Source organism: Stenotrophomonas sp. GD03930, from assembly GCF_029839665.1.
GTDB classification, from domain to species: Bacteria; Pseudomonadota; Gammaproteobacteria; order Xanthomonadales; family Xanthomonadaceae; genus Stenotrophomonas; species Stenotrophomonas forensis.
The window spans coordinates 51118-74558 of sequence record NZ_JAOCAV010000006.1 but is presented as its reverse complement, the minus strand read 5'-3'; the positions used below and the strand labels follow the sequence as shown (position 1 = coordinate 74558).

At 66.8% G+C, this 23441-nt stretch carries 22 protein-coding genes; 16 read left to right on the top strand and 6 right to left on the bottom strand.

Going from position 1 to position 23441, the window contains the following annotated elements:
• Positions 1-35: 35 nt before the first annotated feature.
• On the bottom strand, positions 36-1412 hold the full coding sequence (gene cysS / locus N5C18_RS21535) for a cysteine--tRNA ligase (protein WP_133935154.1): 1377 nt from the start codon (positions 1410-1412) through the stop codon (positions 36-38).
• A 186-nt stretch (positions 1413-1598) separates the two neighbouring features.
• Here cysS and N5C18_RS21530 point away from each other — a divergent pair, with 186 nt between their 5' ends.
• The 11 genes from N5C18_RS21530 (at position 1599) to N5C18_RS21480 (ending at position 12908) form a co-directional block, all read left to right on the top strand.
• On the top strand, positions 1599-2162 hold the full coding sequence (locus N5C18_RS21530) for a hypothetical protein (RefSeq protein ID WP_049458277.1): 564 nt from the start codon (positions 1599-1601) through the stop codon (positions 2160-2162).
• A gap of 318 nt (positions 2163-2480) precedes the next feature.
• A complete protein-coding gene (locus N5C18_RS21525; RefSeq protein WP_279945573.1) occupies positions 2481-3491 on the top strand; it encodes an N-acetylornithine carbamoyltransferase in 1011 nt (336 codons plus the stop codon).
• 118 nt (positions 3492-3609) lie between these two features.
• A complete protein-coding gene (locus tag N5C18_RS21520; RefSeq protein WP_053450318.1) occupies positions 3610-4806 on the top strand; it encodes an argininosuccinate synthase in 1197 nt (398 codons plus the stop codon).
• A gap of 87 nt (positions 4807-4893) precedes the next feature.
• Positions 4894-5982, top strand: a complete 1089-nt coding sequence (locus tag N5C18_RS21515) for an acetylornithine deacetylase (protein ID WP_164242069.1) — start codon at positions 4894-4896, stop codon at positions 5980-5982.
• 25 nt (positions 5983-6007) lie between these two features.
• Positions 6008-7336: an acetylglutamate kinase gene (locus N5C18_RS21510; protein ID WP_006457088.1), complete on the top strand. Its 1329-nt coding sequence runs from the start codon at positions 6008-6010 to the stop codon at positions 7334-7336.
• Positions 7337-7339: 3 nt separating this feature from the next.
• Positions 7340-7942 (top strand): GNAT family protein, encoded by a 603-nt coding sequence (locus tag N5C18_RS21505; protein WP_197564308.1) that lies wholly within the window; start codon positions 7340-7342, stop codon positions 7940-7942.
• Positions 7939-8892: an N-acetyl-gamma-glutamyl-phosphate reductase gene (gene argC, locus N5C18_RS21500; protein WP_180880702.1), complete on the top strand. Its 954-nt coding sequence runs from the start codon at positions 7939-7941 to the stop codon at positions 8890-8892. Before N5C18_RS21505 ends, argC begins: the two co-directional genes overlap by 4 nt.
• Before the next feature lie 20 nt (positions 8893-8912).
• Positions 8913-10208, top strand: coding sequence for an argininosuccinate lyase (gene argH / locus N5C18_RS21495; protein ID WP_279945572.1), 1296 nt, complete (start codon positions 8913-8915; stop codon positions 10206-10208).
• Positions 10208-10471, top strand: coding sequence for a YciI family protein (locus N5C18_RS21490; RefSeq protein WP_279945571.1), 264 nt, complete (start codon positions 10208-10210; stop codon positions 10469-10471). The genes argH and N5C18_RS21490 overlap by 1 nt, the downstream gene beginning before the upstream one ends.
• Before the next feature lie 11 nt (positions 10472-10482).
• Positions 10483-11640 (top strand): glutamate 5-kinase, encoded by a 1158-nt coding sequence (gene proB / locus N5C18_RS21485; protein ID WP_180880699.1) that lies wholly within the window; start codon positions 10483-10485, stop codon positions 11638-11640.
• Positions 11637-12908 carry a glutamate-5-semialdehyde dehydrogenase gene (locus N5C18_RS21480; protein WP_279945570.1) on the top strand — a complete coding sequence of 424 codons (1272 nt, stop codon included), beginning with the start codon at positions 11637-11639 and terminating at the stop codon, positions 12906-12908. Before proB ends, N5C18_RS21480 begins: the two co-directional genes overlap by 4 nt.
• Before the next feature lie 137 nt (positions 12909-13045).
• Here the strand turns inward: N5C18_RS21480 and pgaD are convergent, their stop codons facing one another.
• From pgaD to N5C18_RS21455, 5 genes are all read right to left on the bottom strand, one after another.
• Positions 13046-13516 carry a poly-beta-1,6-N-acetyl-D-glucosamine biosynthesis protein PgaD gene (gene pgaD / locus N5C18_RS21475; RefSeq protein WP_008266968.1) on the bottom strand — a complete coding sequence of 157 codons (471 nt, stop codon included), beginning with the start codon at positions 13514-13516 and terminating at the stop codon, positions 13046-13048.
• Positions 13513-14769, bottom strand: coding sequence for a poly-beta-1,6-N-acetyl-D-glucosamine synthase (gene pgaC, locus N5C18_RS21470; RefSeq protein ID WP_279945569.1), 1257 nt, complete (start codon positions 14767-14769; stop codon positions 13513-13515). The genes pgaD and pgaC overlap by 4 nt, the downstream gene beginning before the upstream one ends.
• A 1-nt stretch (position 14770) precedes the next feature.
• The gene (gene pgaB / locus N5C18_RS21465; RefSeq protein WP_279945568.1) at positions 14771-16657 is read right to left on the bottom strand and encodes a poly-beta-1,6-N-acetyl-D-glucosamine N-deacetylase PgaB; all 1887 of its coding nucleotides are present in this window, start codon (positions 16655-16657) and stop codon (positions 14771-14773) included.
• A 1-nt stretch (position 16658) separates the two neighbouring features.
• Positions 16659-18686, bottom strand: a complete 2028-nt coding sequence (pgaA, locus tag N5C18_RS21460) for a poly-beta-1,6 N-acetyl-D-glucosamine export porin PgaA (protein ID WP_279945567.1) — start codon at positions 18684-18686, stop codon at positions 16659-16661.
• A 341-nt stretch (positions 18687-19027) separates the two neighbouring features.
• Positions 19028-20233: an MFS transporter gene (locus N5C18_RS21455; RefSeq protein ID WP_053511418.1), complete on the bottom strand. Its 1206-nt coding sequence runs from the start codon at positions 20231-20233 to the stop codon at positions 19028-19030.
• Between the two features lie 323 nt (positions 20234-20556).
• On the opposite strand from N5C18_RS21455, the gene N5C18_RS21450 reads away from it, so the two are divergent.
• The 5 genes from N5C18_RS21450 to N5C18_RS21430 are packed head-to-tail and all read left to right on the top strand — an operon-like array spanning position 20557 to position 23340.
• A complete protein-coding gene (locus tag N5C18_RS21450; RefSeq protein ID WP_053511419.1) occupies positions 20557-20979 on the top strand; it encodes a PAAR domain-containing protein in 423 nt (140 codons plus the stop codon).
• Complete coding sequence (locus N5C18_RS21445; RefSeq protein ID WP_279945565.1) at positions 20980-21450, top strand: DUF4123 domain-containing protein; 471 nt, start codon at positions 20980-20982, stop codon at positions 21448-21450.
• Complete coding sequence (locus N5C18_RS21440) at positions 21450-21785, top strand: hypothetical protein (protein WP_180880689.1); 336 nt, start codon at positions 21450-21452, stop codon at positions 21783-21785. The genes N5C18_RS21445 and N5C18_RS21440 overlap by 1 nt, the downstream gene beginning before the upstream one ends.
• An 8-nt stretch (positions 21786-21793) precedes the next feature.
• Positions 21794-22594 (top strand): Tox-REase-5 domain-containing protein, encoded by an 801-nt coding sequence (locus N5C18_RS21435; protein ID WP_279945564.1) that lies wholly within the window; start codon positions 21794-21796, stop codon positions 22592-22594.
• Entirely contained in the window at positions 22591-23340 is a 750-nt protein-coding gene (locus tag N5C18_RS21430) for an Imm52 family immunity protein (protein WP_279945563.1), read from the top strand. Before N5C18_RS21435 ends, N5C18_RS21430 begins: the two co-directional genes overlap by 4 nt.
• Positions 23341-23441: the final 101 nt, after the last annotated feature.

Sequence of the window (23441 nt, the reverse complement as noted above, 5' to 3'; positions counted from 1 at the left end):
ACGTGGCCGGCGGGCCGGCCACGGGGCAGGGCAGGTCAGCCGCGCTTGCGCGACCAGCGCACGCCCTGCGGGGTGTCTTCGAGCACGATGCCTTCGGCGGCCAGCTGGTCGCGGATGGCATCGGAGCGGGCGAAGTCGCGCGCCTGCTTGGCCGCGGCGCGCTCGTCGATCAGGCCCTGGATGCGCGCATCGTCGCCGTCATCGCCGGCGGCAGTGCCGAACCACTGCGCCGGATCGGCCTGCAGCAGGCCCAGCGCCAGGCCCGCGCCGAGCAGTTCGCCCTTCAGGCGCGCCTGTTCGGCCGGATCGGTAGCTCGACGTGCATCGGCGGCGATGCGGGCCACTTCGGCCAGCGCCTGCGGGGTGTTCAGGTCGTCGTCCAGGGTCGCCTCTACGGAGGCCGGGATCACCGCGCTGGCCTCGATCGACGCCAGTTCGCGCAGGGTGCCGTACAGGCGGTCCAGGGTGCGCACCGATTGCTCGATCAGGCCATCGGACCAGTCCAGCGGCTGCCGGTAATGGGCCGACAGCAGGGCCAGGCGCAGCGCCTCCGGCGGATGCTGGCGCACCAGGTCGTGCACGCGCTCGATGTTGCCCAGCGATTTGCTCATCTTGGCGCCGCCGAAGTTGAGCATGCCGTTGTGCAGCCAGAAGCGGGCGAAGATCTTGCCACCATGGGCGCACTCGCTCTGCGCGATCTCGTTCTCGTGGTGCGGGAACTGCAGGTCGACCCCGCCGGCATGGATGTCGATGGTCTCGCCCAGGTGCGCGGCGGCCATCGCCGAGCACTCGATGTGCCAGCCCGGGCGGCCACGGCCCCACGGCGATTCCCAGCCGGGCAGGTCGTCGCTGGACGGCTTCCAAAGCACGAAGTCGCCGGCGTCGCGCTTGTACGGCGCCACGTCGACGCGGGCGCCGGCCAGCATTTCATCCGGATCACGGCGCGAGAGCTTGCCGTAGCCGTCGAAGCTGGCCACCGCGAACAGCACGTGGCCTTCGGCGGCGTAGGCATGGCCGCTGGCGATCAGCTGCTCGATCATGGTGATGATCTGCGGCATGTGCGCGGTCACTTCCGGCTCGATGTCCGGCGGCACCACGCCCAGCGCGGCCATGTCTTCACGGTAGGCGGCGGCGAAGCGGTCGGTGATGGTGCTGATCGGCACCCCCTGTTCGCGCGCGGCGGTGTTGATCTTGTCGTCGACGTCGGTGATGTTGCGGGCGTAGCGCAGTGCGCCGAAGCGCCGCCGCAGCAGGTCGGCCAGCACCCCGAACACCACCGGGCCACGGGCGTTGCCGATGTGCACGTAGTTGTAGACCGTCGGGCCGCACACATACAGGGTCGGACAGGCCGGATCGAGCGGGGTGAACGGTTCGAGCTGGCGAGTCAGGTTGTTGTGCAGGCGCAGGGTCATGGGGCTGTGGCTGGGGGACAAGCCTGCGATTTTAGAACGTGTCGGCCCCTTTGGGGGCACTGGCTGCCACCGGTGGACGCGGGTTCTCCCAAGGTGGGGTGGGCAGGAGCGGCGTGGACGGGTAATGTTCAGCCCCTTGCGCTCGTCACTGCCTACACTATTGCCGTGTCCTTGCTCCCATCGCCAATGAAATCCACCGCGTTGCTGACCCTGGCCTGCCTGTCGGCGCTGCCCGCCGTGGTGCTGGCGCAGGAGGCCGAGCCCCGCAACCGGGTGGTGATCGTGGAGAACGTGAAGTTCGACTATGCCCAGGTGCTGAACGTCGAGCCGGTGTTCCAGACCCTGCGCGCGACCCGCACCGAGGAGCACTGCGAGCCGGTCTCGACCCGGACCCTGGCCCCGGTCAACGTGACCGGCGAGGAGCCGGTCGAGGACAAGGGCCGGATCAGCCGCTTCTGGGACTCGGTGCGCTCGATGTTCAAGCGCAGCGATGAAGAGGCGTCCGAAGAGGTTGCCGCCGAGACGCCGGCCCCGGCGCCGGCCAACAATGGCCCGATGCTGACCCGCGACTGCCGCATCGTGCCGGTGGGGCGTGAATTCCGCCGGCCCATCGCCTACGACGTGGACTACGTCTACAAGGGCACCAAGTACCGCTCGCGGCTGCCGGAAGACCCCGGCAACCGGCTCAAGATCCGGGTGTCGATCACCCCGTGGGTCGGCCCCGAGCAGGGCACCGCCAGCAACCCCTGATTCTGCGACCCCGGCCCCTTGCGTCGGCCCCGGCCGCATGCAAAGATGGTTGACCATGAAGCTCACCGACTTCCAGCACGACAGCAGCGCAGCCCGACAGGCGTCGGGCATGACCTCGCGTGCGCGTCGACCGGAACCCCACATCCTCGCTGGGTAACCGGAGCTTTTTGCTGTTCGTCCGAAAAAACCCAGCCGCCCGGCTGGGTTTTTTCGTTTCTGCGTTCTGAAAGCTGCAACTGCAACCTTTTCGTTCCACCTTTGGTTCCTGCTTTTCCCTTCCACCGCGTCGAACCCGGCGCCGCCACGCAAGGAAAGATGATGTCCCCCAAGCACTTCCTGAACACCCAGGACTGGAGCCACAGCGAGCTCGACGCGCTGCTGACCCAGGCCGCGCTGTTCAAGCGCAACAAGCTCGGCGACCAGCTCAAGGGCAAGTCGATCGCGCTGGTGTTCTTCAACCCGTCCATGCGCACCCGCACCAGCTTCGAACTGGGCGCGTTCCAGCTCGGCGCGCACGCAGTGGTGCTGCAGCCGGGCAAGGATGCGTGGCCGATCGAGTTCAACCTCGGTACGGTGATGGACGGCGATACGGAAGAGCACATCGCGGAAGTGGCCAAGGTGCTGGGCCGTTACTGCGACATCATCGCCGTGCGTGCGTTCCCGAAGTTCCAGGACTGGGCCTACGACCGCCAGGACATCGTCCTCAACAGCTTCGCCAGGTACTCGCCGGTGCCGGTCATCAACATGGAGACCATCACCCACCCGTGCCAGGAACTGGCCCACGTGATGGCCCTGCAGGAGCACTTCGGCACCCAGGACCTGCGCGGCAAGAAGTACGTGCTGACCTGGACCTACCACCCCAAGCCGCTGAACACTGCCGTGGCCAATTCGGCGCTGACCATCGCCACCCGCATGGGCATGGACGTGACCCTGCTGTGCCCGACCGCCGACTACATCCTCGACGAGCGCTACATGGGCTGGGCCGAGCAGAACGTGGCCGAGAGCGGTGGTTCGCTGAAGATCAGCCATGACATCGACAGCGCCTACGCAGGTGCCGACGTGGTGTACGCCAAGAGCTGGGGCGCGCTGCCGTTCTTCGGCAACTGGGAACCGGAAAAGCCGATCCGCGACCAGTTCAAGCACTTCATCGTCGACGAGCGGAAGATGGCGCTGACCAACAACGGTGTGTTCAGCCACTGCCTGCCGCTGCGCCGCAACGTGAAGGCCACCGACGCGGTGATGGATTCGCCGCAGTGCATCGCCATCAACGAAGCCGAGAACCGCCTGCACGTGCAGAAGGCGATCATGGCCGCGGTTGCCGGGCGCTGAGTCAAACACGGGGTAGAGCCGACCGTTGGTCGGCTGCTCCCGCAGCGGCGCATCCAACATTTCAGCCGACCAGCGGTCGGCTCTACCGAAATCTCATCACCAAGTGGACCTGACCCCCATGAGCAACAAAGACGTCGTTCTCGCCTTCTCCGGCGGCCTCGATACCAGCTTCTGCGTGCCGTACCTGCAGGAGCGCGGCTACAACGTGCACACCGTGTTCGCCGACACCGGCGGTGTCGATGATGAAGAGCGTGATTTCATCGAGAAGCGCGCCGCCGAGCTGGGCGTGACCAGCCACGTCACCGTCAACGGTGGCCCCGCCATCTGGGAAGGCTTCGTCAAGCCGTTCGTGTGGGCCGGCGAAGGCTACCAGGGCCAGTACCCGCTGCTGGTCTCGGACCGCTACCTGATCGTCGATGCCGCGCTGAAGCGTGCCGCCGAACTGGGCACCAACATCATCGCCCACGGCTGCACTGGCATGGGCAATGACCAGGTCCGCTTCGACCTGGCGGTGAAGGCGCTGGGCGACTACCAGATCATCGCGCCGATCCGCGAGATCCAGAAGGAACACACCCAGACCCGCGCCTACGAGCAGAAGTATCTGGAAGAGCGCGGCTTCGGCGTGCGCGCCAAGCAGCAGGCCTACACCATCAACGAGAACCTGCTGGGCGTGACCATGTCCGGTGGCGAGATCGATCGTTGGGAAGCCCCGGGTGAAGGCGCGCGTGGCTGGTGCTCGCCGCGCAGCGAATGGCCGGAACAGGCGCTGACCGTGACCCTGAAGTTCGTCGAAGGCGAAGCCGTCGAACTGAACGGCAAGGCGCTGCCGGGCGACCAGATCCTGGCCCAGCTCAACAAGCTGTTCGCGCCGTATGGCGTCGGCCGCGGCGTCTACACCGGCGACACCGTGATCGGCCTGAAGGGCCGAATCGTGTTCGAGGCCCCGGGCCTGGTCTCGCTGCTGGCCGCGCACCGCGCGCTGGAAGACGCCGTGCTGACCAAGCAGCAGAACCGCTTCAAGCCGGACGTGGCGCGCAAGTGGGTGGAGCTGGTGTACGAAGGCTTCTACCACGACCCGCTGAAGACCGACATCGAGGCCTTCCTGAAGTCCTCGCAGGCCAAGGTCAACGGTGAAGTGGTGCTGGAGACCCGTGGCGGCCGCGTCGACGCGGTGGCGGTGAAGTCGCCGCACCTGCTCAACACCAAGGGTGCCACCTACGCGCAGTCGGCCGACTGGGGCGTGGAAGAGGCTGAAGGCTTCATCAAGCTGTTCGGCATGAGTTCCACTGTCTATGCGCAGGTCAATCGCGGTTGACCTGTGACGGTAGTGCCGGCCGCTGGCCGGCATTCACCACCGACATCGTTGCCGGCCAGCGGCCGGCACTACCAGGATTGTTGATTCATGCTTGAACAGACGCTCGATCACCTGCAGGCCCTGGTGTCCTTCGACACCCGCAACCCGCCGCGTGCGATCACCACCGGTGGCATCTTCGATTACCTGCGCGCGAACCTGCCCGGCTTCAACGTCGAGGTGATCGACCACGGCGCGGGTGCGGTCAGCCTGTACGCCGTGCGCGGGACGCCGAAGTACCTGTTCAACGTGCATCTGGACACTGTGCCCGACTCGCCGCACTGGACTGCCGACCCGCACGTGATGCGGCGCCTGGACGACCGCGTGGTCGGCCTTGGCGTGTGTGACATCAAGGGCGCTGCCGCTGCGCTGGTGGCGGCGGCCAACGCCAGCGAGGGCGATGCCGCGTTCCTGTTCTCCAGCGACGAGGAAGCCAACGACCCGCGCTGCATCGCTGCGTTCCTGGCCCGTGGCCTGCCCTATGAAGCGGTGCTGGTGGCCGAGCCGACCATGAGCGAGGCGGTGCTGGCGCACCGTGGCATCAGCTCGGTGCTGATGCAGTTTGCCGGCCGCGCCGGCCATGCCTCGGGCAAGCAGGATGCGGCCGCAAGTGCACTGCACCAGGCCATGCGCTGGGGCAACCGCGCGCTGGACCATGTGGAATCGCTGGCCTCGGCCCGCTTCGGCGGGCTGACCGGCCTGCGCTTCAACATCGGCCGTGTCGAGGGCGGGATCAAGGCCAACATGATTGCGCCGGCCGCTGAAGTGCGGTTCGGTTTCCGTCCGCTGCCGTCGATGGATATCGACGGCCTGCTGGCGACCTTTGCCGGCTTCGCCGAACCGGAAGCCGCACTGTTCACCGAAACCTTCCGTGGCCCCAGCCTGCCGGCCGGTGACATCGCCGAGGCCGAGAACCGCCGCCTGCTGGCACGCGACGTGGCCGATGCGCTGGAACTGCCGATCGGCAACGCGGTGGATTTCTGGACCGAGGCCTCGCTGTTCTCCGCCGCCGGTTACACCACCCTGGTGTTTGGCCCGGGCGACATCGCCCAGGCCCACACCGCCGATGAGTTCGTGACGCTGGACCAGCTGCAGCGCTACACCGACGCCGTGCACCGCATCATCGCCGCCGGCGCCTGATTCTTCCCTTTCCGACGAAACCGAAATGTCTCCTGCCCTCCAGCCTCACCGCCAGACCCGCCAGACCATCGTGCGCCTGCTTTCCAGCATGGCCAGCGCGAAGGAGATCAGCCAGTACCTCAAGCGCTTTTCGCAGCTGGATGCCAAGCGCTTCGCCGTGGTCAAGGTCGGCGGCGCGGTGCTGCGCGATGATCTCGACGCGCTGACCTCCTCGCTGTCGTTCCTGCAGGAAGTCGGGCTGACCCCGATCGTGCTGCACGGCGCTGGCCCGCAGCTGGATGCCGAGCTGTCTGCCGCCGGCATCGAGAAGCAGACCGTCAACGGTCTGCGCGTGACCTCGCCGGAAGCGCTGGCGATCGTGCGCCGGGTGTTCCAGCAGTCCAATCTGCGCCTGGTCGAAGCTCTTCAACAGAACGGCGCGCGCGCCACCTCGATTACCGGTGGCGTGTTCGAGGCCGAATACCTGGACGTGGACACCTACGGCCTGGTCGGCGAGGTGAAGAAGGTCAACCTGGCGCCGATCGAAGCCAGCCTGCGTGCCGGCTCGATTCCGGTCATCACCAGCCTGGGCGAGACCGCCGGTGGCCAGATCCTCAACGTGAATGCCGATTTCGCCGCCAACGAGCTGGTGCAGGAGCTGCAGCCGTACAAGATCATCTTCCTGACCGGTACCGGTGGCCTGCTGGACGAGGCCGGCAACGTGATCGATTCGATCAACCTGTCCACCGAGTACGACCACCTGATCGCGCAGCCGTGGATCCACGGTGGCATGAAGGTGAAGATCGAACAGATCAAGGATCTGCTCGATCGCCTGCCGCTGGAATCGTCGGTGTCGATCACCCGTCCGGCCGACCTGGCCAAGGAACTGTTCACCCACAAGGGCTCGGGCACGCTGGTGCGCAAGGGCGAGAAGGTGCTGCGCGCCACCGCATGGGAGCAACTGGACCTGCCGCGCCTGAAGCAGCTGATCGAATCCAGCTTCGGCCGCACCCTGGTGCCGGACTATTTCGAGAAGACCCGGCTGCTGCGCGCCTACGTCAGCGAGAACTACCGTACTGCGGTCATCCTCACCGATGAAGCCGAAGGCGTGTACCTGGACAAGTTCGCCGTGCTGGACGATGCGCAGGGCGAAGGCCTGGGCCGCGCGGTCTGGAACGTGATGCTGGAAGAAACGCCGCAGCTGTTCTGGCGCTCGCGCCACGGCAATCCGATCAACCACTTCTACTACGCTGAGTCCGACGGCTGCTACAAGCAGGATCACTGGAAGGTGTTCTGGTTCGGCGCCGACGGCATCGACCGCATCAAGACCTATGTCGATCACTGCGCCCAGCGCACCCCGAGCCTGCAGGGCTGAGCGATGAGCAACCCGGCCGCCTGGAACACCGTCCCCACACTGCGCGGGCAGCACGTGCTGCTGCAGCCGCTGCAGCTTGAACACGTCCCCGGCCTGCGTGCCGCGCTGGAAGGCAGCGGCCTGGACCAGCTCTGGTATACCCAGGTGCCGTCGCCGGAGCAGGCCGAGGCCTATGTGCAGGCCGCGCTGCAGGCGCAGGCCGAAGGCAAGGGGCTGCCGTTCGTGATCCGCGATGCCGCCGGTGACATCATCGGCAGCACCCGTTTCTACGACATGGACGCCAGCGTGCCCAAGCTCAGTCTCGGCTACACCTGGTACACGCCGCGCGCGCAGCGCACCGGCGCCAATACCGAAGCCAAGCTGTTGCTGCTGCAGCACGCCTTCGAAGTGCTGGGCTGCATCAGCGTGGTGCTGGAAACCAGCTGGTTCAACGCCACCTCGCGCACCGCCATCGCCCGCCTCGGCGCCAAGCAGGATGGCGTGCTGCGCAACCACAAGCGGCATGCCGATGGCACGCCGCGCGATACCGTCATCTTCTCCATCATCGACGCGGAATGGCAGGGCGTGAAGCGCCACCTGCAGTACCGCCTGGACCGTCACGCATGAACGATTCGACTTTCACCCTGGGCATCGTCGGTGCCCGCGGCCATACCGGCGCCGAGCTGATCAAGCTGGTGGCCGCACACCCGCGCCTGAAACTGGCCTTCGTGTCCTCGCGCGAGCGCGCCGGGCAGCGCCTGTCGGACCATCACCCGGAGTTCCAGGGCGATCTGCAGTACGAGAGCCTGGATGCTGACGCGGTGGCCGCCAAGGGCGTGGACGCGGTGATCCTGGCCCTGCCCAATGGCCTGGCCGCACCGTTCGTGGCTGCGCTGGAAGCGGCCAGGCCGGAGACCGTCATCGTCGATCTCTCGGCCGATTACCGCTTCGACAACAGCTGGTACTACGGTCTGCCGGAGCTGACCCGCAACCGCTACAACGGCCAGAAACACATCAGCAACCCGGGTTGCTATGCCACCGCGATGCAGCTGGCGGTGCATCCGCTGCTGGACCTGCTGGCCGGCCCGCCGCAGTGCTTCGGTGTCTCCGGTTACTCCGGTGCTGGTACCACGCCGTCGGACAAGAACAACGTCGAGCTGCTGGCCGACAACCTGATGCCGTATGCGCTGACCAATCACGTGCACGAGCGCGAGGTGTCGGTACAGCTGGGCGTGGCCGTCGAGTTCATGCCGCACGTCGCGCCGCATTTCCGTGGCATCACGCTCACCGCCAACCTGTGGCTGAACCGCGTGCAGACCCGCGAGCAGATCGTCGAGCGCTTCCAGCAGGCCTATGCGGGCGAGCCGCTGATCGAGGTGGTGGATGAAGCGCCGTGGGTCAGCCGCATTGCCGGTCGTCATGGCGCCCAGGTCGGTGGCTTCACCCTGGCCCCGGGCGGCAAGCGGGTGGTCGTGGTCGCGACCCTGGACAACCTGCTGAAGGGCGCGGCCACCCAGGCCATGCAGAACCTCAACCTCGCGCTGGGCATCGACGAACTGACGTCGATCCCGCACTGAACACGCATTCCGGAGCCCCCATGGCAGACCTTCTTTGGCAGAAGCCCGGCGTCGCCGTCGACGCCCAGATCCAGACCTTCCTCGCCGGCGACGACGTGATCCTCGATCGCGAATTCTTCCTGCACGACATCGCCGCCAGCGCCGCGCACGCGCAGGGCCTGCAGCACATCGGCATCCTCAGCGCCGACGAGCTGGCCGGCCTGCTGCGCGAGCTGGAGGTGCTGGCGCAGGACTTCCGCGACGGCCGTTTCATGCTGGACACGCAGTACGAAGATGGCCATTCGGCGATCGAAGCACGGCTGACGGAGCGCCTTGGCGACGCCGGCCGCAAGATCCACACCGGCCGCAGCCGCAACGACCAGATCCTGGTCGCCACCCGCCTGTGGCTGAAGGAAAAGCTGCAGCGCGTGGCGCGGATCAGCGCCGAAGTAGCCAAGGTCGCGCTGGACCGTGCCCAGGCCGAGAAGGATCTGCCGATCCCCGGCTACACCCACATCCAGCGTGCCGTGGTGTCCTCGGCCGGCATGTGGTGGGCCGGCTGGGCCGAGGCCTTCATCGACAACGCCACCCGTGCCCGCGACACCTTTGCGCTGGTGGATGCCAATCCGCTTGGCACCGCGGCCGGCTACGGCGTGAACCTGCCGCTGGACCGTGAACACACCACCGCCGCGCTGGGCTTTGCGCGCATGCAGATCTCGCCGATCTACGCGCAGCTGTCGCGCGGCAAGTTCGAACTGGCCGCGCTGGAAGCGCTGGGGGGCGCGACGCTGGACCTGCGCCGCATCGCCTGGGACCTGTCGCTGTTCACCAGCGCCGAATTCGGCTTCGTCGCATTGCCGGCGCAGTACACCACCGGCAGTTCGATCATGCCCAACAAGCGCAATCCGGACGTGATCGAGCTGATGCGCGCGACCCACGCCAGCGTCGCCGCCGCGCGTACCGAGATCGAGCAGCTTCTGTCGCTGCCGTCGGGCTATCACCGCGACCTGCAGTCGTCCAAGGGCGCCATCTTCCATGGCTTCGGCCGCGGCCTGTCCGCGCTGGAACTGCTGCCGGCGCTGCTGGCCAACCTGGAATGGCGCGACGACAAGGTTCGCGCGGCGATCGACTCGGGCATGTACGCCACCGACGTTGCCGTGGAAGCGGCGGTGGCCGGCGTGCCGTTCCGCGATGCCTACAAGGCCGCGGCGGCAGGCGCCGACAGTGCAGGGCAGGGCCGTACGCCGGAAGGCAGCCTGGCCGCACGCGTGTCGCCGGGCTCGGCCGCCGACCTGCGCCTGGATGAGCTGCGCGCGCGCTGGCAGGCGCTGGCCTGATGGCAGGCACCGTCTACCTGGTGCTGGCCATGCGCCGGCCCGACTTCAACGCCGAGGCAGTGCAGCCGCACCGTGACTTCCTCGATGCGTTGCAGGCGCAGGGCAAGCTGCAGCTGACCGGCGGCTTCGCCGATGGCAGCGGTGGCGCCTATGTGCTGTGCAATGTCGAGAGCCTGGCGCAGGCGCAGGCCATCGTCGCCACCGATCCGCTGGTGACGATGCAGGCCTCCGACCTGACCGTGCACGAATGGATTACCCGCTGAGGCCCTGACCGATGACCCTGCACGCTGCCGCTGTCGCCTCGCCGTTCCCGGAACAGGCGTTGCCGCCCTGGCGGCGCGCGGTGCTGAAGGTCGGCAGCAGCCTGCTGGCCGCCGATGGCGGCGGCCTGTCGCCACGCCACGCGCTGGGCCTGGCCCAGTTCGTCTCGGCCAACGTGCTGGCCGGGCGCGAGGTGGTGATCGTGTCTTCCGGCGCGGTTGCGGCGGGGCGCGCGATCCTGCCGCGGGCCGATGAACCCGGTGCGGCGATGGCAGCCCGGCAGGCTCTGGCCGCGCTTGGCCAGGCCCAGCTGATCGGGCTCTGGCAGCGCTTCTTCGAACGCCCGGTGGCGCAGGTGCTGTTGACCCACGACGACCTGCGCAACCGCCGCCGTTACCTCAACGCACGCGCCACGCTCAGCGAACTGCTGCGGCTGGGTGCGCTGCCGGTGGTCAACGAGAACGACACCGTGTCGGTGGACGAACTCAAGCTCGGGGACAACGACAACCTGGCCGCCACGGTCGCCGCGCTGGTCGATGCCGATGCACTGTTCATCGCCACCGACATCGATGGCCTGTACAGCGCCGACCCGCGCACGGCCGCCGACGCACGGCCACTGCACGACGTGCCCGAACTGGATGAGGCCGTGCTGGCCATGGCTGGTGGCGCCGGTTCGCGTGCCGGCACCGGTGGCATGCGCACCAAGCTGGAGGCAGCGGCGAAAGCCGGGCGGCTCGGCATCGAGACCTACCTGTTCAATGGCCGCAGCGGTGACGTGGTGCGTGCACTGGCGCAGGATCGCCTGTATGGCACCCGCATCCACGCCGCGCGCAGCCGCGAGGCGGCCCGCAAGCACTGGTTGAGGCATGCGCCGCTGGCCGAGGGCGCGATCATCATCGATGCCGGTGCGGCACAGGCGATGCGCGAGAAGGGCGCTTCGCTGCTGCCCGGTGGCATCACCGGTGCAGAGGGCGCGTTCCGTCGCGGCGACATGGTGCAGGTGTGCTGGAACGCCCCGCAGGGCCGCGTCTGCGTCGCCCGCGGCGTCAGCCAGTACGCGGCCGATGATGTGCGCAGGATCGCCGGCCGCCATTCGCGCGACATCCAGGCCCTGCTCGGCTACAACTACGGTGGCAGCGTTGTTCACCGTGACGACCTGGTGCTGCCATGACCGGATTGAAGGACACCCCGATGAGCGGAATCGAAACGCAGGCGCGCGCCTGCCGTGACGCAGCCCTGGTTGTTGCCGGCCTCGATAGTGCGGCGCGCCGTTCCCTGCTGCTGGCGATGGCCCAGGCACTGGAAGTGAATGCCGGGCTGATCCTGGCCGGTAACGCGCGCGACCTCGCCGCTGCGCGCGAGAAGGGCGTGGGCACTGCCATGCTCGATCGCCTGGCATTGGACCCGCCGCGCCTGTTCGCGATGGCCGAAGCCGTGCGCGAAGTGGCCGGGCTGCCGGACCCGGTCGGCCAGGTGACCCGCGACGACGTGCGCCCGAACGGCATCCGCGTGCAGAAGGTGCGGGTGCCGCTGGGCGTGATCGCGATGATCTACGAGGCACGCCCGAACGTGACCGCCGAAGCCGCCGCCCTGTGCCTGAAGGCCGGCAATGGCGTGATCCTGCGCGGCGGTTCCGAGGCGATCCATTCCAACACCGCCATCGCCCACGCGCTGGCCGGTGCCTTGCAGGCCAACGGCGTACCGCCGGCGGCGGTGACCGTGCTGACCGATCTGCGCCGTGAAGCGATGCTGGAGCTGCTGCAGCTGCATGAGCTGATCGACCTGGCCATTCCGCGTGGCGGCGAAGGCCTGATCCGTTTCGTCGCCGAGCATGCGCGGGTGCCGGTGATCAAGCACTACAAGGGCGTCTGCCATCTGTTCGTGGACGCCAGTGCAGACCTGGACAAGGCCATCGATCTGCTGGTGGATGGCAAGTGCAGCCGCCCGGCCGCCTGCAATTCACTGGAGACGCTGCTGGTGCACGGCGACGTGGCCGATGCATTCCTGCCACGCGTGGCACGGGCGCTGGGCGAGCGCGGTGTGCAACTGCGTGCGGACGAGCGTGCCCAGCCGCAGTTGCCAGGCAGCCGCGCCGCCACCGACGAGGATTACGCCGCCGAGTTCCTCGACCTGGTGCTGGCGGTACGCGTGGTCGACGATCTGGATGCGGCCATTGCCCACATCCGCCGCTATACCTCCGACCACACCGAAGTGATTGCCACCGAAGACAGCGGCAATGCCGAGCGCTTCGTCAACGCGCTGCGCTCGGCGGTGGTGATGGTCAATGCCTCCTCGCGCTTTTCCGACGGCGGCCAGCTCGGCCTGGGCAGCGAAATCGGCATTTCCACCACACGCCTGCATGCCTATGGCCCGATGGGCCTGGAAGCGCTCACCGTCGAGCGTTTCGTCGTGCGCGGCGAAGGGCAGACGCGCAAGTAGATCCACGCCATGCGTGGACGCTCCTCGTGGCGGACATCGGTGCCGACCAAGGTCGGCACCCACCGGAGAGAGCGCCGACCAAGGTCGGCATCTACCAAGGCAGGTGCCCCCCAGGTCGGCGCCTGACGGGCAGGGGGCTACACCACCTCGCGGCGGATGCCGATCGGCCGTGCATGCTCATCCATGTGCAGCGTGGCGGCCTTGCATCCCATCAGGCGTTCGGCCAGGCCGGTGCTGGCGCCCAGATCGGCCGCGACCTCGTTGAGGCTGGCCAGCGGGCGTGGCAGGCGCCGGTCGTGGCCGCGGAAGCGTGCACGGTTGTACTCGGCCCAGCCGATCAGCAGCACGCTGGCGCACAGCAGCATCAGCGGCAACGCCACCAGCACGTACGGATCGAGCTGGTTCTGCCGCTCATACAGCTGCTGCCACGCCAGCTGGCCGCCAATCAGCCACGACAGCAGGGTTACCAGCGGCGCCCACAGGTAGAAGTAGAAGCCCCAGAATGCCAGGGTGACGAAGCCCCAGGCCGTGCGCTGGAAGCGCGGCTGGCGGTGCGGCTTGCGGATCGTCCGCGAGTCGAAGCGGTTGGATGGGCGTTGTGCGTTCATCGGATTCCCCGGTCAGGGCTGGTCCAGGTGGCGCGCTTGCGGCGACGGCGCAGCAGCGTCTTCGGCAGCGCCACCAGGGTGGTGGAAAGGCTGATCAGCCAGTACGCCATCGGGTACCAGATGACCCAGAAATAGTTGCGTCCAATCTGTGTTTCGTAGCGCCGGTCGATGATCAGGCTGCTGGCGAACTGCAGCAGGCAGACCAGCGCCAGGATCACGCCATGCCATTCCGGCAACAGGCTGACGATGTGCAGCTGCGGCGGCAGCTCGATGAACTTTCCCAATGCCCACAGCAGCACGATGAACAGCATGGTGTAGGCCCACACCACGCTCAGCACATACTCCAGCAGCACCCCCCACATGCGCCGTTCCTTCCAGTGCAGCAGCGACCGCGCATGCCGCAGCATCACTTCCACGCCGCCCTGCGCCCAGCGCAGCCGCTGCCGCCACAGGCCCTTCAATGTTTCCGGCATCAGGATGAAGCACAGCGCGTTCGGCTCGTAGCGGATGTCCCAGTGCGCGTGTTGCAGGCGCCAGCTGATGTCGATGTCCTCGGTGACCATGTCATCCGACCACCAGCCGACCTGGTGCAGGGCGGTACGACGGAAGCCGGCGATTACCCCGGAGATGGTGAAGATGCGCCCGTACACGCGCTGTGCGCGCTTGATCATGCCGATGATCGATGAGAATTCGGCCACCTGCAGGCGACCGAGCAGGGTCGAACGGTTGCGGATGCGGGGATTGCCGGTCACTGCACCGACCCGGCTGCCACTGGCAAGGTGCCAGACCATCCAGTGCAACGCGTGCTCTTCCAGCATCGCGTCGCCGTCGATGCACACCAGGTACTCCGAGCGCGCCGCCAGCGCCCCCATGCGCAGCGCATTGGCCTTGCCCAGGTTGCGGTCCAGGTGCAGCACGCGCAGCCGTGGGTGCCGGGCCGCCAGAGCGTCCAGGCGAATGCCGGTGTCGTCGCTGCTGCCGTCGTCGATGGCGATCACCTCATAGTCGGCCGGATAACGCTGTGCAAGCGCCGCGCCGAGCGTGTCGTCCAGGTTCTCCGATTCGTTGTGGCAGGGGATCAGCAGGGTCGCGAACGGATGGTCGACCATCAGGGGTGGATCGTTGCGCGGGCGTGAGTAGCGCTCGCGCCGGAAGTAGTAGTAGAGCCCGCCGGACATCCAGAAGAACGCCATCACCATCGGGTAGTAGAAGGCGAACTGGAACAGGATCAGCAGCATGGGATGCATGTCCATGTCACTTCTCCGGGTACGGGAAGTTGCCGGCGGACATCGCCGCACGGGCATCGTGGGTGGAGGGCTGGTCGGCGATGAAGTCGTCCGGGTACCAGGCGAAGTGGTGCACGCCCTGCGCCTGCAGCTGGCGGATCTGCGCGCGCAGGCGCTCGGCGGGAATCGGCTGGCCGTTGTTCCAGTCGACGGTCTGCAGCTCGAACAGGGTGTGCTGCAGCTGGGGATCGTGGCTGCGTACGGCGGCCAGCAGCTGGTCCAGCCAGCGCTCCGGGTGCTTGCTGCCTTCCATCCACGGCATCGCCATCAGCGCAGTCTGGTCGTAGGCCTTGTTGAACAGGTCCAGGCGTTGCGCGAACCAGGCTTCGCTCTGCGGGCGCAGTACGGGCTCGGCATACAGGTTGCGTACCGTTGCCAGCTTCGGTCGCCAGCGCTGGGCGCTGTCACGCAGGGCCAGGGTGAAGTCGATCAGCGCCTGGGTGCGCGCGCTGCCGCCGTCGCCGGAGGACAGTGCGGGCAGTTCGGTGTTGCGCAGGTAGCCATCGTCGTGGAACAGCAGGCCTTCAAAGTACGAGTTGACCGCCAGGTCCTCGTAGATGTCGAGCATGATCTGGCGCGCTTTTGGATTGGTGAAATCCAACCGGTACATGCCGTCGGCATCGCCGTTGCGGATTGCCAGTGCCTTGCGCAGCACCGGATCGGGTAGCTCGAAGCCGAGCACCGGCAGCCATGCGTAGACCTTCACCCCGGCGCGCGATTTCAGTTGCCACGCGACGCGGCTGAACAGGTCCGCGCGCATTGGCATGTGGCGGTTGGGGAAGTACAGCGCATCGGCGGTGTTGTTGCCGTCCGGGTCGGCAAACGCCTGCAGGTAGACGTGGGTCGGCGCGATGCGCTTGACCCGCTCGATCAGTGCATCGAGATTGCGCGCCTGCTGTGCAGGATCGGGGTCATATACATCGTCCAGGTCGATCTGCAGCGCGCGGATGCCATCCAGCGCGACGTCACGGCGCAGTTCGTAGGCCAGGCCCTCCACGGTCGGATTGTCACTGACCAGGAAGCGTGCCAGCCCGTGCAGGTCGCTGGCCACCGGTGTGCTGCGGCCTTCCAGATCGAATGAAACCGGCATGTCCAGCTGCTCGGCGATGTTGTTGCTCAGCTGGTTGTAGGCGGCATACGGCCAGACAATGGCCCGTGGGCGTACGCCCAGGTGCTGCTCGATACGCTGCACGCTGCGCGAGAGGTCGGCACGCAGGCGTTGTTCGTACTGGGCTTCGCTTTCGTAGCTGTGGGTGGCCGGGCTGTAGACGCGGGTCACCACCGCCGGCGTGGAGTTGCCCTGCGGATTGGCGAGCACGCCGTGATGCAGGTCATCGGTGTGGCTGGCCACTTCGATCAGGCCACTGTCATGCATCTGTTTCAGCTGTGCCCAGGTGACGAAGTCGTCATGCCCGAACGGGCGATAGCCATAGTCGATGGTGCGCCCCGGCGCCATGTCCACGTAGTCGGTGATCACCGCCACCAGCGCCGGATAGCGGTAGGCCTGGAGCAGGGGGAAGGCCTTGTCATAGACACTGCGCAGGCCGTCGTCGAAGGTCAGCAGCACCGGCTTGGGCGGCAGCGTGGCGCGGCCCTGCGAGGCCTCGATCACCTGCGACAGCGAGACCGGGTGGTAGCCGTGCGCGCCCAGCCAGTCCAGGTGCGCGGCGAAGTTCTGCGTACTCACCGCATAGGTATCGGCATCGCCCTTGGCGGCCACCTGGTCGCGGATGTCGTGGTAGCTGAGGATCAGCAGACCATTGTCGATCGCATCGAGATGCAGGGCCCGCTGGGCGAAAGCTGGCGGTGCAACGGCCAGCAACAGCAGCACGATCAGTCGCAGGATGCGGGCCATGTCAGTCTCCCCAGCGCAGTGCGGCTTCGAAGCCGATATGACGCTCGCGATGGCCGTCGTAGACCGGCCGCGACCAGCGCACGCCATACTCGAACACGCGGCCCGGCCCCAGCTGCCATTCGTGCATGTACGACACCGACGGCACCAGCGCGCTGCCGAAGCCATCCTGCCAATAGTCGCCCAGCGAGACCGTCAGCCGGTGCCGGAAATGGCGCTCGTAGTGACGCCACAGCTGCTGGTCGATACGCAGTCCAATCTCGACCATGCGGTCGCGCTTCGGGTTGAAATAGGGCACGTCGTCGCGGCTGCCGCGACTGGCGTACGCACTTGCCAGGCCATCGACCAGCCAGCGTGGACGCGTCAGCAGCCGTTGTTCGAGGCTGGTACTGACCAGCTCGCGATGGTTGCCATCGTCGTAGCGGAAGCGGCTGGCGCCGAACATCCAGTGGGTGAGTTCGCTGCGCCGGTAGTCCACCTGCGCGCTTACGCTGTCGGCGGTGATGCCGGCCACGCGGGCCTGCATCGAGGCTTCCGGATCATTGCGCGCGGCTACCAGCCCGGCGTGCCAGTAATCATTGAACTGCCAGCCGACGCCTACGCGCAGGCCGGTGTCGCCGATGTGGTCATTGGCGCGCAGTGCCGCGGCTTCCGCATCCAGCCGGCCGAAGCGGTAGCGCACGCCAGCCCCCAGCCAGAGCGGGTCGATGCGCTGGTCCTGGAAGTCGATCGAGCGGCGGTCGGCGAAGGCGAACAACCGCCAGCGGTCATCCAGCATCGGCGATTCGACTTCAACGCCGTAATGGCGATCGTTGTTGCCCAGTGGCGACGTGCCGCCGCCTCCCGAGCTGCGGCCGATGTCGGTCCATGCCTTCAGCTGCCAGCCGCGATGAGCGCGCCACGCCTGGTCCATGCGCTCGACCGCGGGTTGGGTGGGGTAGCGCGCGATCAGATCGTCGTGCAGCGGCCGTGCCAGGTCATCACGCTGCAGGGCGACGTAGGCTTCTTCCATGCCCAGGCGGGCTTCGATGTCACGTGGGTCCAGCGCATGTGCCATCTGCTGCCGCTGCAGCGCCCGGCGTGGCCAGCCGCGCATCATGTACACGCTGCCCAGCGCACTCTGCAGCCCACCGTTGCCGGGTGCGATGTCGACCATCGATTCCAGGTCGTGCTGTGCGGTGCGCAGATCGCCACTGTAGGCGCGCACCATCGCCAGGTTCAGGTCGGCCTCGTAGCGTGACCAGTTCGGGTACGGTGATTTGCCATTGCTCCAGCGCCACGCCGGCTCCTTGTCGCGCCAGGCCTGCAGCAGGTCGATGGCCTTTTCCTGCTGTTCGCTTTCCAGGTAGGCATAGGCCAGCTCCGAATGCGAGGCGTCGCGGGTCGGGTCGCCGGCCACTGCGGCCTGCAGCACCGGAATGGCTTCCTGCGGGTGCAGGGTACCCATCAGCGAATCACCCACGGCGGGCAGCACGTAGTCGGGCAGGGTGTGGCCTTCGGCCTGCAGCGCCCGTGCTTCCTCGCGCACCTGCGCATGTCGGCCCAGGCGGTTGAGCAGGATCAGCCGGTCCATGCGGATGCGCAGCGGCGCCTGCGCCGGCAGCGTGCCTTCGCCCCCCAGATAGCGCTGCATGCGGGCCAGGGTTGATTCGGCCTCTTCCAGGCGGCTGTCTTCGCTGCTGCTGTAGGCCAGGCTCCAGACCACCAGCTTGGCCAGGTAGTCCCCTTCCAGGCGCTGCTTCTGGGCAGCGTCGAACAGCTGCGGGCGCTGCTGGTAGAGCTCCCAGGCCCGCCAGGCGTTGCCGATGTCGCCCAGGGTCAGTACGCGCAGCTTGAACAGCAGATCGTCGTTGGGCTGCTGCTGGCTGGCGCGTTCGATCGCACCCAGCGCATCCAGCCAGCGGGCCTGGTCGCGGTAGCGGCCGATCTCGGCCAGCGCCGCCTCGCGGTCAGGCGGGGCAGCGCTGCTGGCCCAGGCCAGCGCGGTGCAGGCAAGGCCGACGCAGAGCGCCAGCCGGCGGTGGACAACCATTGGGGACCCCCTTGGCTTCCGAACCAGACAACCATGAAAACTGTGACGCACATCACATGCCAGCTTTTGGCGTGGCCGTGGCCCGCGTCACTCCCTTCGTGCATGCCGCCCAGCAAGGACGGGTACAACCCGGACAGCGACCTGCAATGTCTTGTCTGAAACGAAAGTCCCCCGCACACCGAGTGGTGGCCCGGGCGGCGGTGCCGCCCCCATGCCCGATGCCGGCACGCGGCAAGGATGGGCATTCGTGGGCACTATCCGCCGGGAATTGTCAGTCCGGCGTCAAATTGCGCGTGAAGGCAGAGCGCCCCCGGTCGGGGCCGGCACGCGGCCCCGCTGCATCACCACAGGTCTTCCAGTTTGCGCGGCTTGCAGGCCACCCAGGACGCGCACAGCATCAGGGTGGCACAGCCGAACAGGAAGCTGAACGGGAGGGTCCAGCCGTCGCTGACGGTGTGCAGCCAACCGACCAGGAAGGGCCCCAGGCAGCTGAAGCTGTAGCCCACGCCCTGCATGAAGCCGGAAAGCGCCGCCGAACCAGTGGGGGTGCGGGTGCGCAGATTGATCAGGGTCAGCGCCAGCGGGAAGGTGGATGGGCCGACGCCCAGCAGGCAGGCCCACAGCAGCGGGGCCTTCATCGGCGCCAGCAGCAGGCCGGTGAAGGCGATCACGAACGAGAAGAAGCCGATCAGCACCAGCGGGAACGGGTTCTGCAGGCGCACCGCCATCGACGGAATCACCAGCGAGGGCAGCAGGCCCAGGGCCGAGAACACCGCCACCATCACGCCACCGAAGGCGGGCGTGCCACCGGCCTCGACCACGATGCGCGGCAGCCAGGTGAACATCGAATAGGTCATCAGCGAGGTCATGCCGAACATCAGCGTCATGCTCCAGCCCAGCGAGGTGCGCCAGACCTTGCCATGCGGCTGCGCGGTCGGATCAGTGGCATCGGCCTGCGGCTTCGGTGCGCGCGTGGCCAGCACCAGCCACGGCAGCGCGGCGGCCAGCGCCAGCAGGGCCCACATGCCCAGCGACACCCGCCAGCCCGCGGCGTTGGCCACCGGCACCGCCAGCAGCGCCGGCAGCATCGTGCCCAGCTGCAGCACGCTGATGTAGAGCGTGCTCATGGTGCCGACCTTGTTGGCGAAGTAGCGCTTCACCAGCGGCGGCACCACCACGTTGCCGATGCCCATGCCGGCCAGTGCCACCACCGAACCGAGCAGCAGCGTGCCGACATTGCCGGCGCTGGAGCGCAGCAGCAGGCCGGCCATCGCCATCACCATCGCCAGCAGCGTGGTGCGCTCCAGGCCCAGGCGTCGCGCCAGGGCCGGCGTGGCTACGCCGAACAGCGCGAACGAGGCGGTCGGCAGCATGCCCAGCACGCCGGTCATGGTGGTGCCGAAGCCGAACTGCTGGCCGAGCACGTCCAGCAGCGGCGTGATCGAGGTGACGGCGGTGCGCAGGTTGATCGCGGCCAGCAGGATCGCGGCGAACGCGAGGACGCGACCGTGCAGCAGCGACGGCGAATCGGAAGGGGAGGAACTCATCGGTGGTCCTTGCAGGTGTCGCATGCCGTGTCTTGGCGTGCAGCGCCGCACCGGGCTGTGCCGGCGCGGTGGGTGGGGGAAGGCCCATTGTACGTGGCTGGCGGGGTGAGGTCCCGTCGGCGCGATCTGTCGCGTTCTGCATAGCCGGGTGAGGGCGGCCAGTGCACCATGGATATGCGCCGTGATCCAGCCAACCCCTTGCGTTGCGGGCCATTGCGCGCGTTTGGCCGCGGCATGCACGCCGTGATGGACGCCGCAATGAAGTGCAGGGGGTGTGGGGCGTTGCTAGGTTCGGGCCACATCCATGGGCGAAGGATTGCAGGGTGGCAAGGACGTTGATTGTGGTGGGTGATGCAACCACGGGCGGTGGCAGGGTCATCTGCGGATCGCCGGTTACCGACATCGAGGGCATGCCGGTTGCGCGGGTGGGCGACAAGGCCACCTGCCCCAAGCACCAGCGCGTGGCCACCATCGTCAGTGGCGACATCACGCTGACGTTTGAAGGCCAGCCCGTCGCACGCCATGGCGACAGGCTCTCGTGCGGCTGCTCGCTGATTGCCGGCAAGCAATCCCGCGTCTATGTGGACATGGGCGGGGGAGGTGGCGGGGCTGACGGTGTGTGGCCCGCCGCTGCTGCCTCGGATCTGGCCCCGTTGCCCGTAGCGCTGCAGGCTGCCAAGGAGCCTGTGTGTGAGGAATGCCTGCTGGCCGCTTCGCGCTCCGGCGCACCGTTCCTGGGGCGCTGAATGAATCGATACGTGATTGTCGACGCAGCGGCGTACGCCGACACGCCCAAGGCGCTGGCCTGGTACGCCCAGGACCTGCCGCACCGGTCCCTGTTTGCGCGCCAGCCCGAGGCTGCGCACGCATCCGTCGGCCCGTGGCTGCTGCAGTTGCCCGCGCAGTCCCACACCCAGGTGGATGGATGGTTGCGGGCGCTGGAACTGGACAAGCCGGTCGTGGCCTGGCTGCGCAGTGAGGCCGGCTTTGAAGCCGTGTTCCAGCACCTGGAAGCCTGCCTGGACCTGCACCGCCCCAACGGCACGCTGGCACTGCTGCGCTACTGGGATGGCCGCGTGTTCCTGCGCTTGCAGCGGGCCTTCACGCTGCAGCAGCGCAGGCAGCTGATGGGCCCGCTGCGGCAATGGTGTTTCCAGATGCTGGGCGAGCGCTACACCCTGGATCGCGAAGCGCTGCATGCAACGGAGGCAGGCTGATGTTTGAGATTACAAAGGAACAGGAAGCCCTGCTGCGCCTGCCTGACCCCTCCACGTTCTTCCCGCTGTTGTGCCGGGAGATCCGCGAGGAGTACCCCCGTCAGGTCGGCCATCTGAGCGATGCGGCGCTGATGGACGACGTGGTGAAGAGCCATGACCACGCGGCCTATGTGCGGCGTATCACCCACCTGCCGGTGCTGGTGCGCTGGGTGAAGGCGGACGTGGCATGGGCGCGCGGTCTGCGGGCCGTCCCGGCAGCGGACATGTGGATGCGCAGCGCAAAGAACCCGAACCTGGCAGCGGCGGATCTGCTGTCGAATCTGGCAGGACACTAGGAGCAACGATGGGCACCAGAATCATCGGCCCGCGGCCTTGGCTTGGGCCCGGCATGGGAGGCGGTAACGGCAACGTGGATGAAGACGGCAACCCGGTGGACCCCTATGGCGGGCCGACCACCGGTGACGTGGCCGATGGCATTTGTGATGTAGTGGGCGATATCCAGCAGCGGGTGCGCGGCAAAGCCAAGCCGGATGCGCGCGCTGAGCCGACGGCCAAGGCGCGGGAAGTGGACTGCTCGCAGATGCCCGACGAGACCGCGTGCAACGAGTGCCTGCTGAAGGAAGGGTTCATTGGTCCACCCCGCAGTGGGCGCTATGTCACCCGGCGCAATCTGATCAACTACGAGTACCAGCTGTACATCGCCAACCTGCGCTCGGCACCGCTGCGCTTTGGATTCATGGTGGCGGACAAGGCCGATCCGGCGCGGACGTTCTTCTCAGTGGATACGTTGTTTGACTATCTGCACCGGAAGGGCTTCTCCCGTACGGTGCAGGAGTGGCACTTCAACGCCTGTGAGTTTGATGGGTTCTGGTTGAAGGACTGCACGGTGGTGGAGGCTAAGGGGAGGTATGACCAGTTTCTGGATGAGAACGGAAAGGCGAAATACAAATTTGTGCGGCCCGGGGTCTTCGAGCCGCTAGGGTTGCAGATGACTCGACAGCGTTCCGCTATCGCGATCGCTGAGCCACAGGGAAAGCTCCTGTGGTTTTTCATGCAGCAAAAGACGATGGCAGCGGCCATGCAAATGGGCAACTTGGATCCTTCTCTCTGCAGATATGAACCCTTTCCTGGAGGTGGTGCATGATTCTTGGAGTGGAAACGAAACTCTGGACAACGCCTGTTTCAAAAACACCGGACGAGCTGCTGCGCATCGCTGTGAATTTGACCGCGCTGCTGGCCGAGGTTCACCCGCTGATGAACCGATGGTACGCGCTGCCTTCAAGTAGTAAGGAGGATTCAATTCCGCTGGATGACGAGAATGGTATCTTGGCGCAAATGGCGCAGAAGATTCAAAAAAATCGAAAGCGTTTTGGTGACTTCGAAGAGCTTGGCGCTTCTGTCATGCTGTCCAATGTTGACAATGATCGTGATTGGAAAAAGCCGGGGGTAGTGGTGCTCGGCTTGAATCCGACAACCGGTTTCAATTTCCTCAGCGTGGATGGAATTGACCCATTTGGAGCGTCACTCCCGTCCCTATTGCGCAATGCACTGACGGAAATGGTGAAAGTGGTAGACCCATTCTTCGCAGCTACGGATGTCAAGGCACGATCGCCGGACAAAGGTTTGGTGGATTACCAGCTGGACCGGCGGCTCTACCAGCACAGGCGGTTCTTTGGCTGGATGGGCTTCGTGCCCGCGCAGATCGCCCACGCGCAGATACGCGACGCGCATGCCGTCCACCCGGTCGATGGCCTGGGTACGGTGATCGTCTCGGTGCCGGGTGTATTTGACCCCACCGACGACGCGCAGGTGGACAAGGTGCACCGCGTCGAAATGGATCTGGCCAGCTATGACCTGTTGCCGGTGACAGATCCTAACCTCAAGGGCTGAACAGACCATCCATCTGCCGGTGCTGGTGCGCTGGGTGAAGGCGGACGTGGCGTGGGCGCGCGGTTTGCGGGCCGTCCCGGCAGCGGACATGTGGATGCGCA

Coding starts and splice junctions, on each gene's coding strand:
- cysS (WP_133935154.1), bottom strand. CDS start 1,412: ATGACCCTGCGCCTGCACAACAACCTGACTCGCCAGCTCGAACCGTTC.
- N5C18_RS21530 (WP_049458277.1), top strand. CDS start 1,599: ATGAAATCCACCGCGTTGCTGACCCTGGCCTGCCTGTCGGCGCTGCCC.
- N5C18_RS21525 (WP_279945573.1), top strand. CDS start 2,481: ATGTCCCCCAAGCACTTCCTGAACACCCAGGACTGGAGCCACAGCGAG.
- N5C18_RS21520 (WP_053450318.1), top strand. CDS start 3,610: ATGAGCAACAAAGACGTCGTTCTCGCCTTCTCCGGCGGCCTCGATACC.
- N5C18_RS21515 (WP_164242069.1), top strand. CDS start 4,894: ATGCTTGAACAGACGCTCGATCACCTGCAGGCCCTGGTGTCCTTCGAC.
- N5C18_RS21510 (WP_006457088.1), top strand. CDS start 6,008: ATGTCTCCTGCCCTCCAGCCTCACCGCCAGACCCGCCAGACCATCGTG.
- N5C18_RS21505 (WP_197564308.1), top strand. CDS start 7,340: ATGAGCAACCCGGCCGCCTGGAACACCGTCCCCACACTGCGCGGGCAG.
- argC (WP_180880702.1), top strand. CDS start 7,939: ATGAACGATTCGACTTTCACCCTGGGCATCGTCGGTGCCCGCGGCCAT.
- argH (WP_279945572.1), top strand. CDS start 8,913: ATGGCAGACCTTCTTTGGCAGAAGCCCGGCGTCGCCGTCGACGCCCAG.
- N5C18_RS21490 (WP_279945571.1), top strand. CDS start 10,208: ATGGCAGGCACCGTCTACCTGGTGCTGGCCATGCGCCGGCCCGACTTC.
- proB (WP_180880699.1), top strand. CDS start 10,483: ATGACCCTGCACGCTGCCGCTGTCGCCTCGCCGTTCCCGGAACAGGCG.
- N5C18_RS21480 (WP_279945570.1), top strand. CDS start 11,637: ATGACCGGATTGAAGGACACCCCGATGAGCGGAATCGAAACGCAGGCG.
- pgaD (WP_008266968.1), bottom strand. CDS start 13,516: ATGAACGCACAACGCCCATCCAACCGCTTCGACTCGCGGACGATCCGC.
- pgaC (WP_279945569.1), bottom strand. CDS start 14,769: ATGGACATGCATCCCATGCTGCTGATCCTGTTCCAGTTCGCCTTCTAC.
- pgaB (WP_279945568.1), bottom strand. CDS start 16,657: ATGGCCCGCATCCTGCGACTGATCGTGCTGCTGTTGCTGGCCGTTGCA.
- pgaA (WP_279945567.1), bottom strand. CDS start 18,686: ATGGTTGTCCACCGCCGGCTGGCGCTCTGCGTCGGCCTTGCCTGCACC.
- N5C18_RS21455 (WP_053511418.1), bottom strand. CDS start 20,233: ATGAGTTCCTCCCCTTCCGATTCGCCGTCGCTGCTGCACGGTCGCGTC.
- N5C18_RS21445 (WP_279945565.1), top strand. CDS start 20,980: ATGAATCGATACGTGATTGTCGACGCAGCGGCGTACGCCGACACGCCC.
- N5C18_RS21440 (WP_180880689.1), top strand. CDS start 21,450: ATGTTTGAGATTACAAAGGAACAGGAAGCCCTGCTGCGCCTGCCTGAC.
- N5C18_RS21435 (WP_279945564.1), top strand. CDS start 21,794: ATGGGCACCAGAATCATCGGCCCGCGGCCTTGGCTTGGGCCCGGCATG.
- N5C18_RS21430 (WP_279945563.1), top strand. CDS start 22,591: ATGATTCTTGGAGTGGAAACGAAACTCTGGACAACGCCTGTTTCAAAA.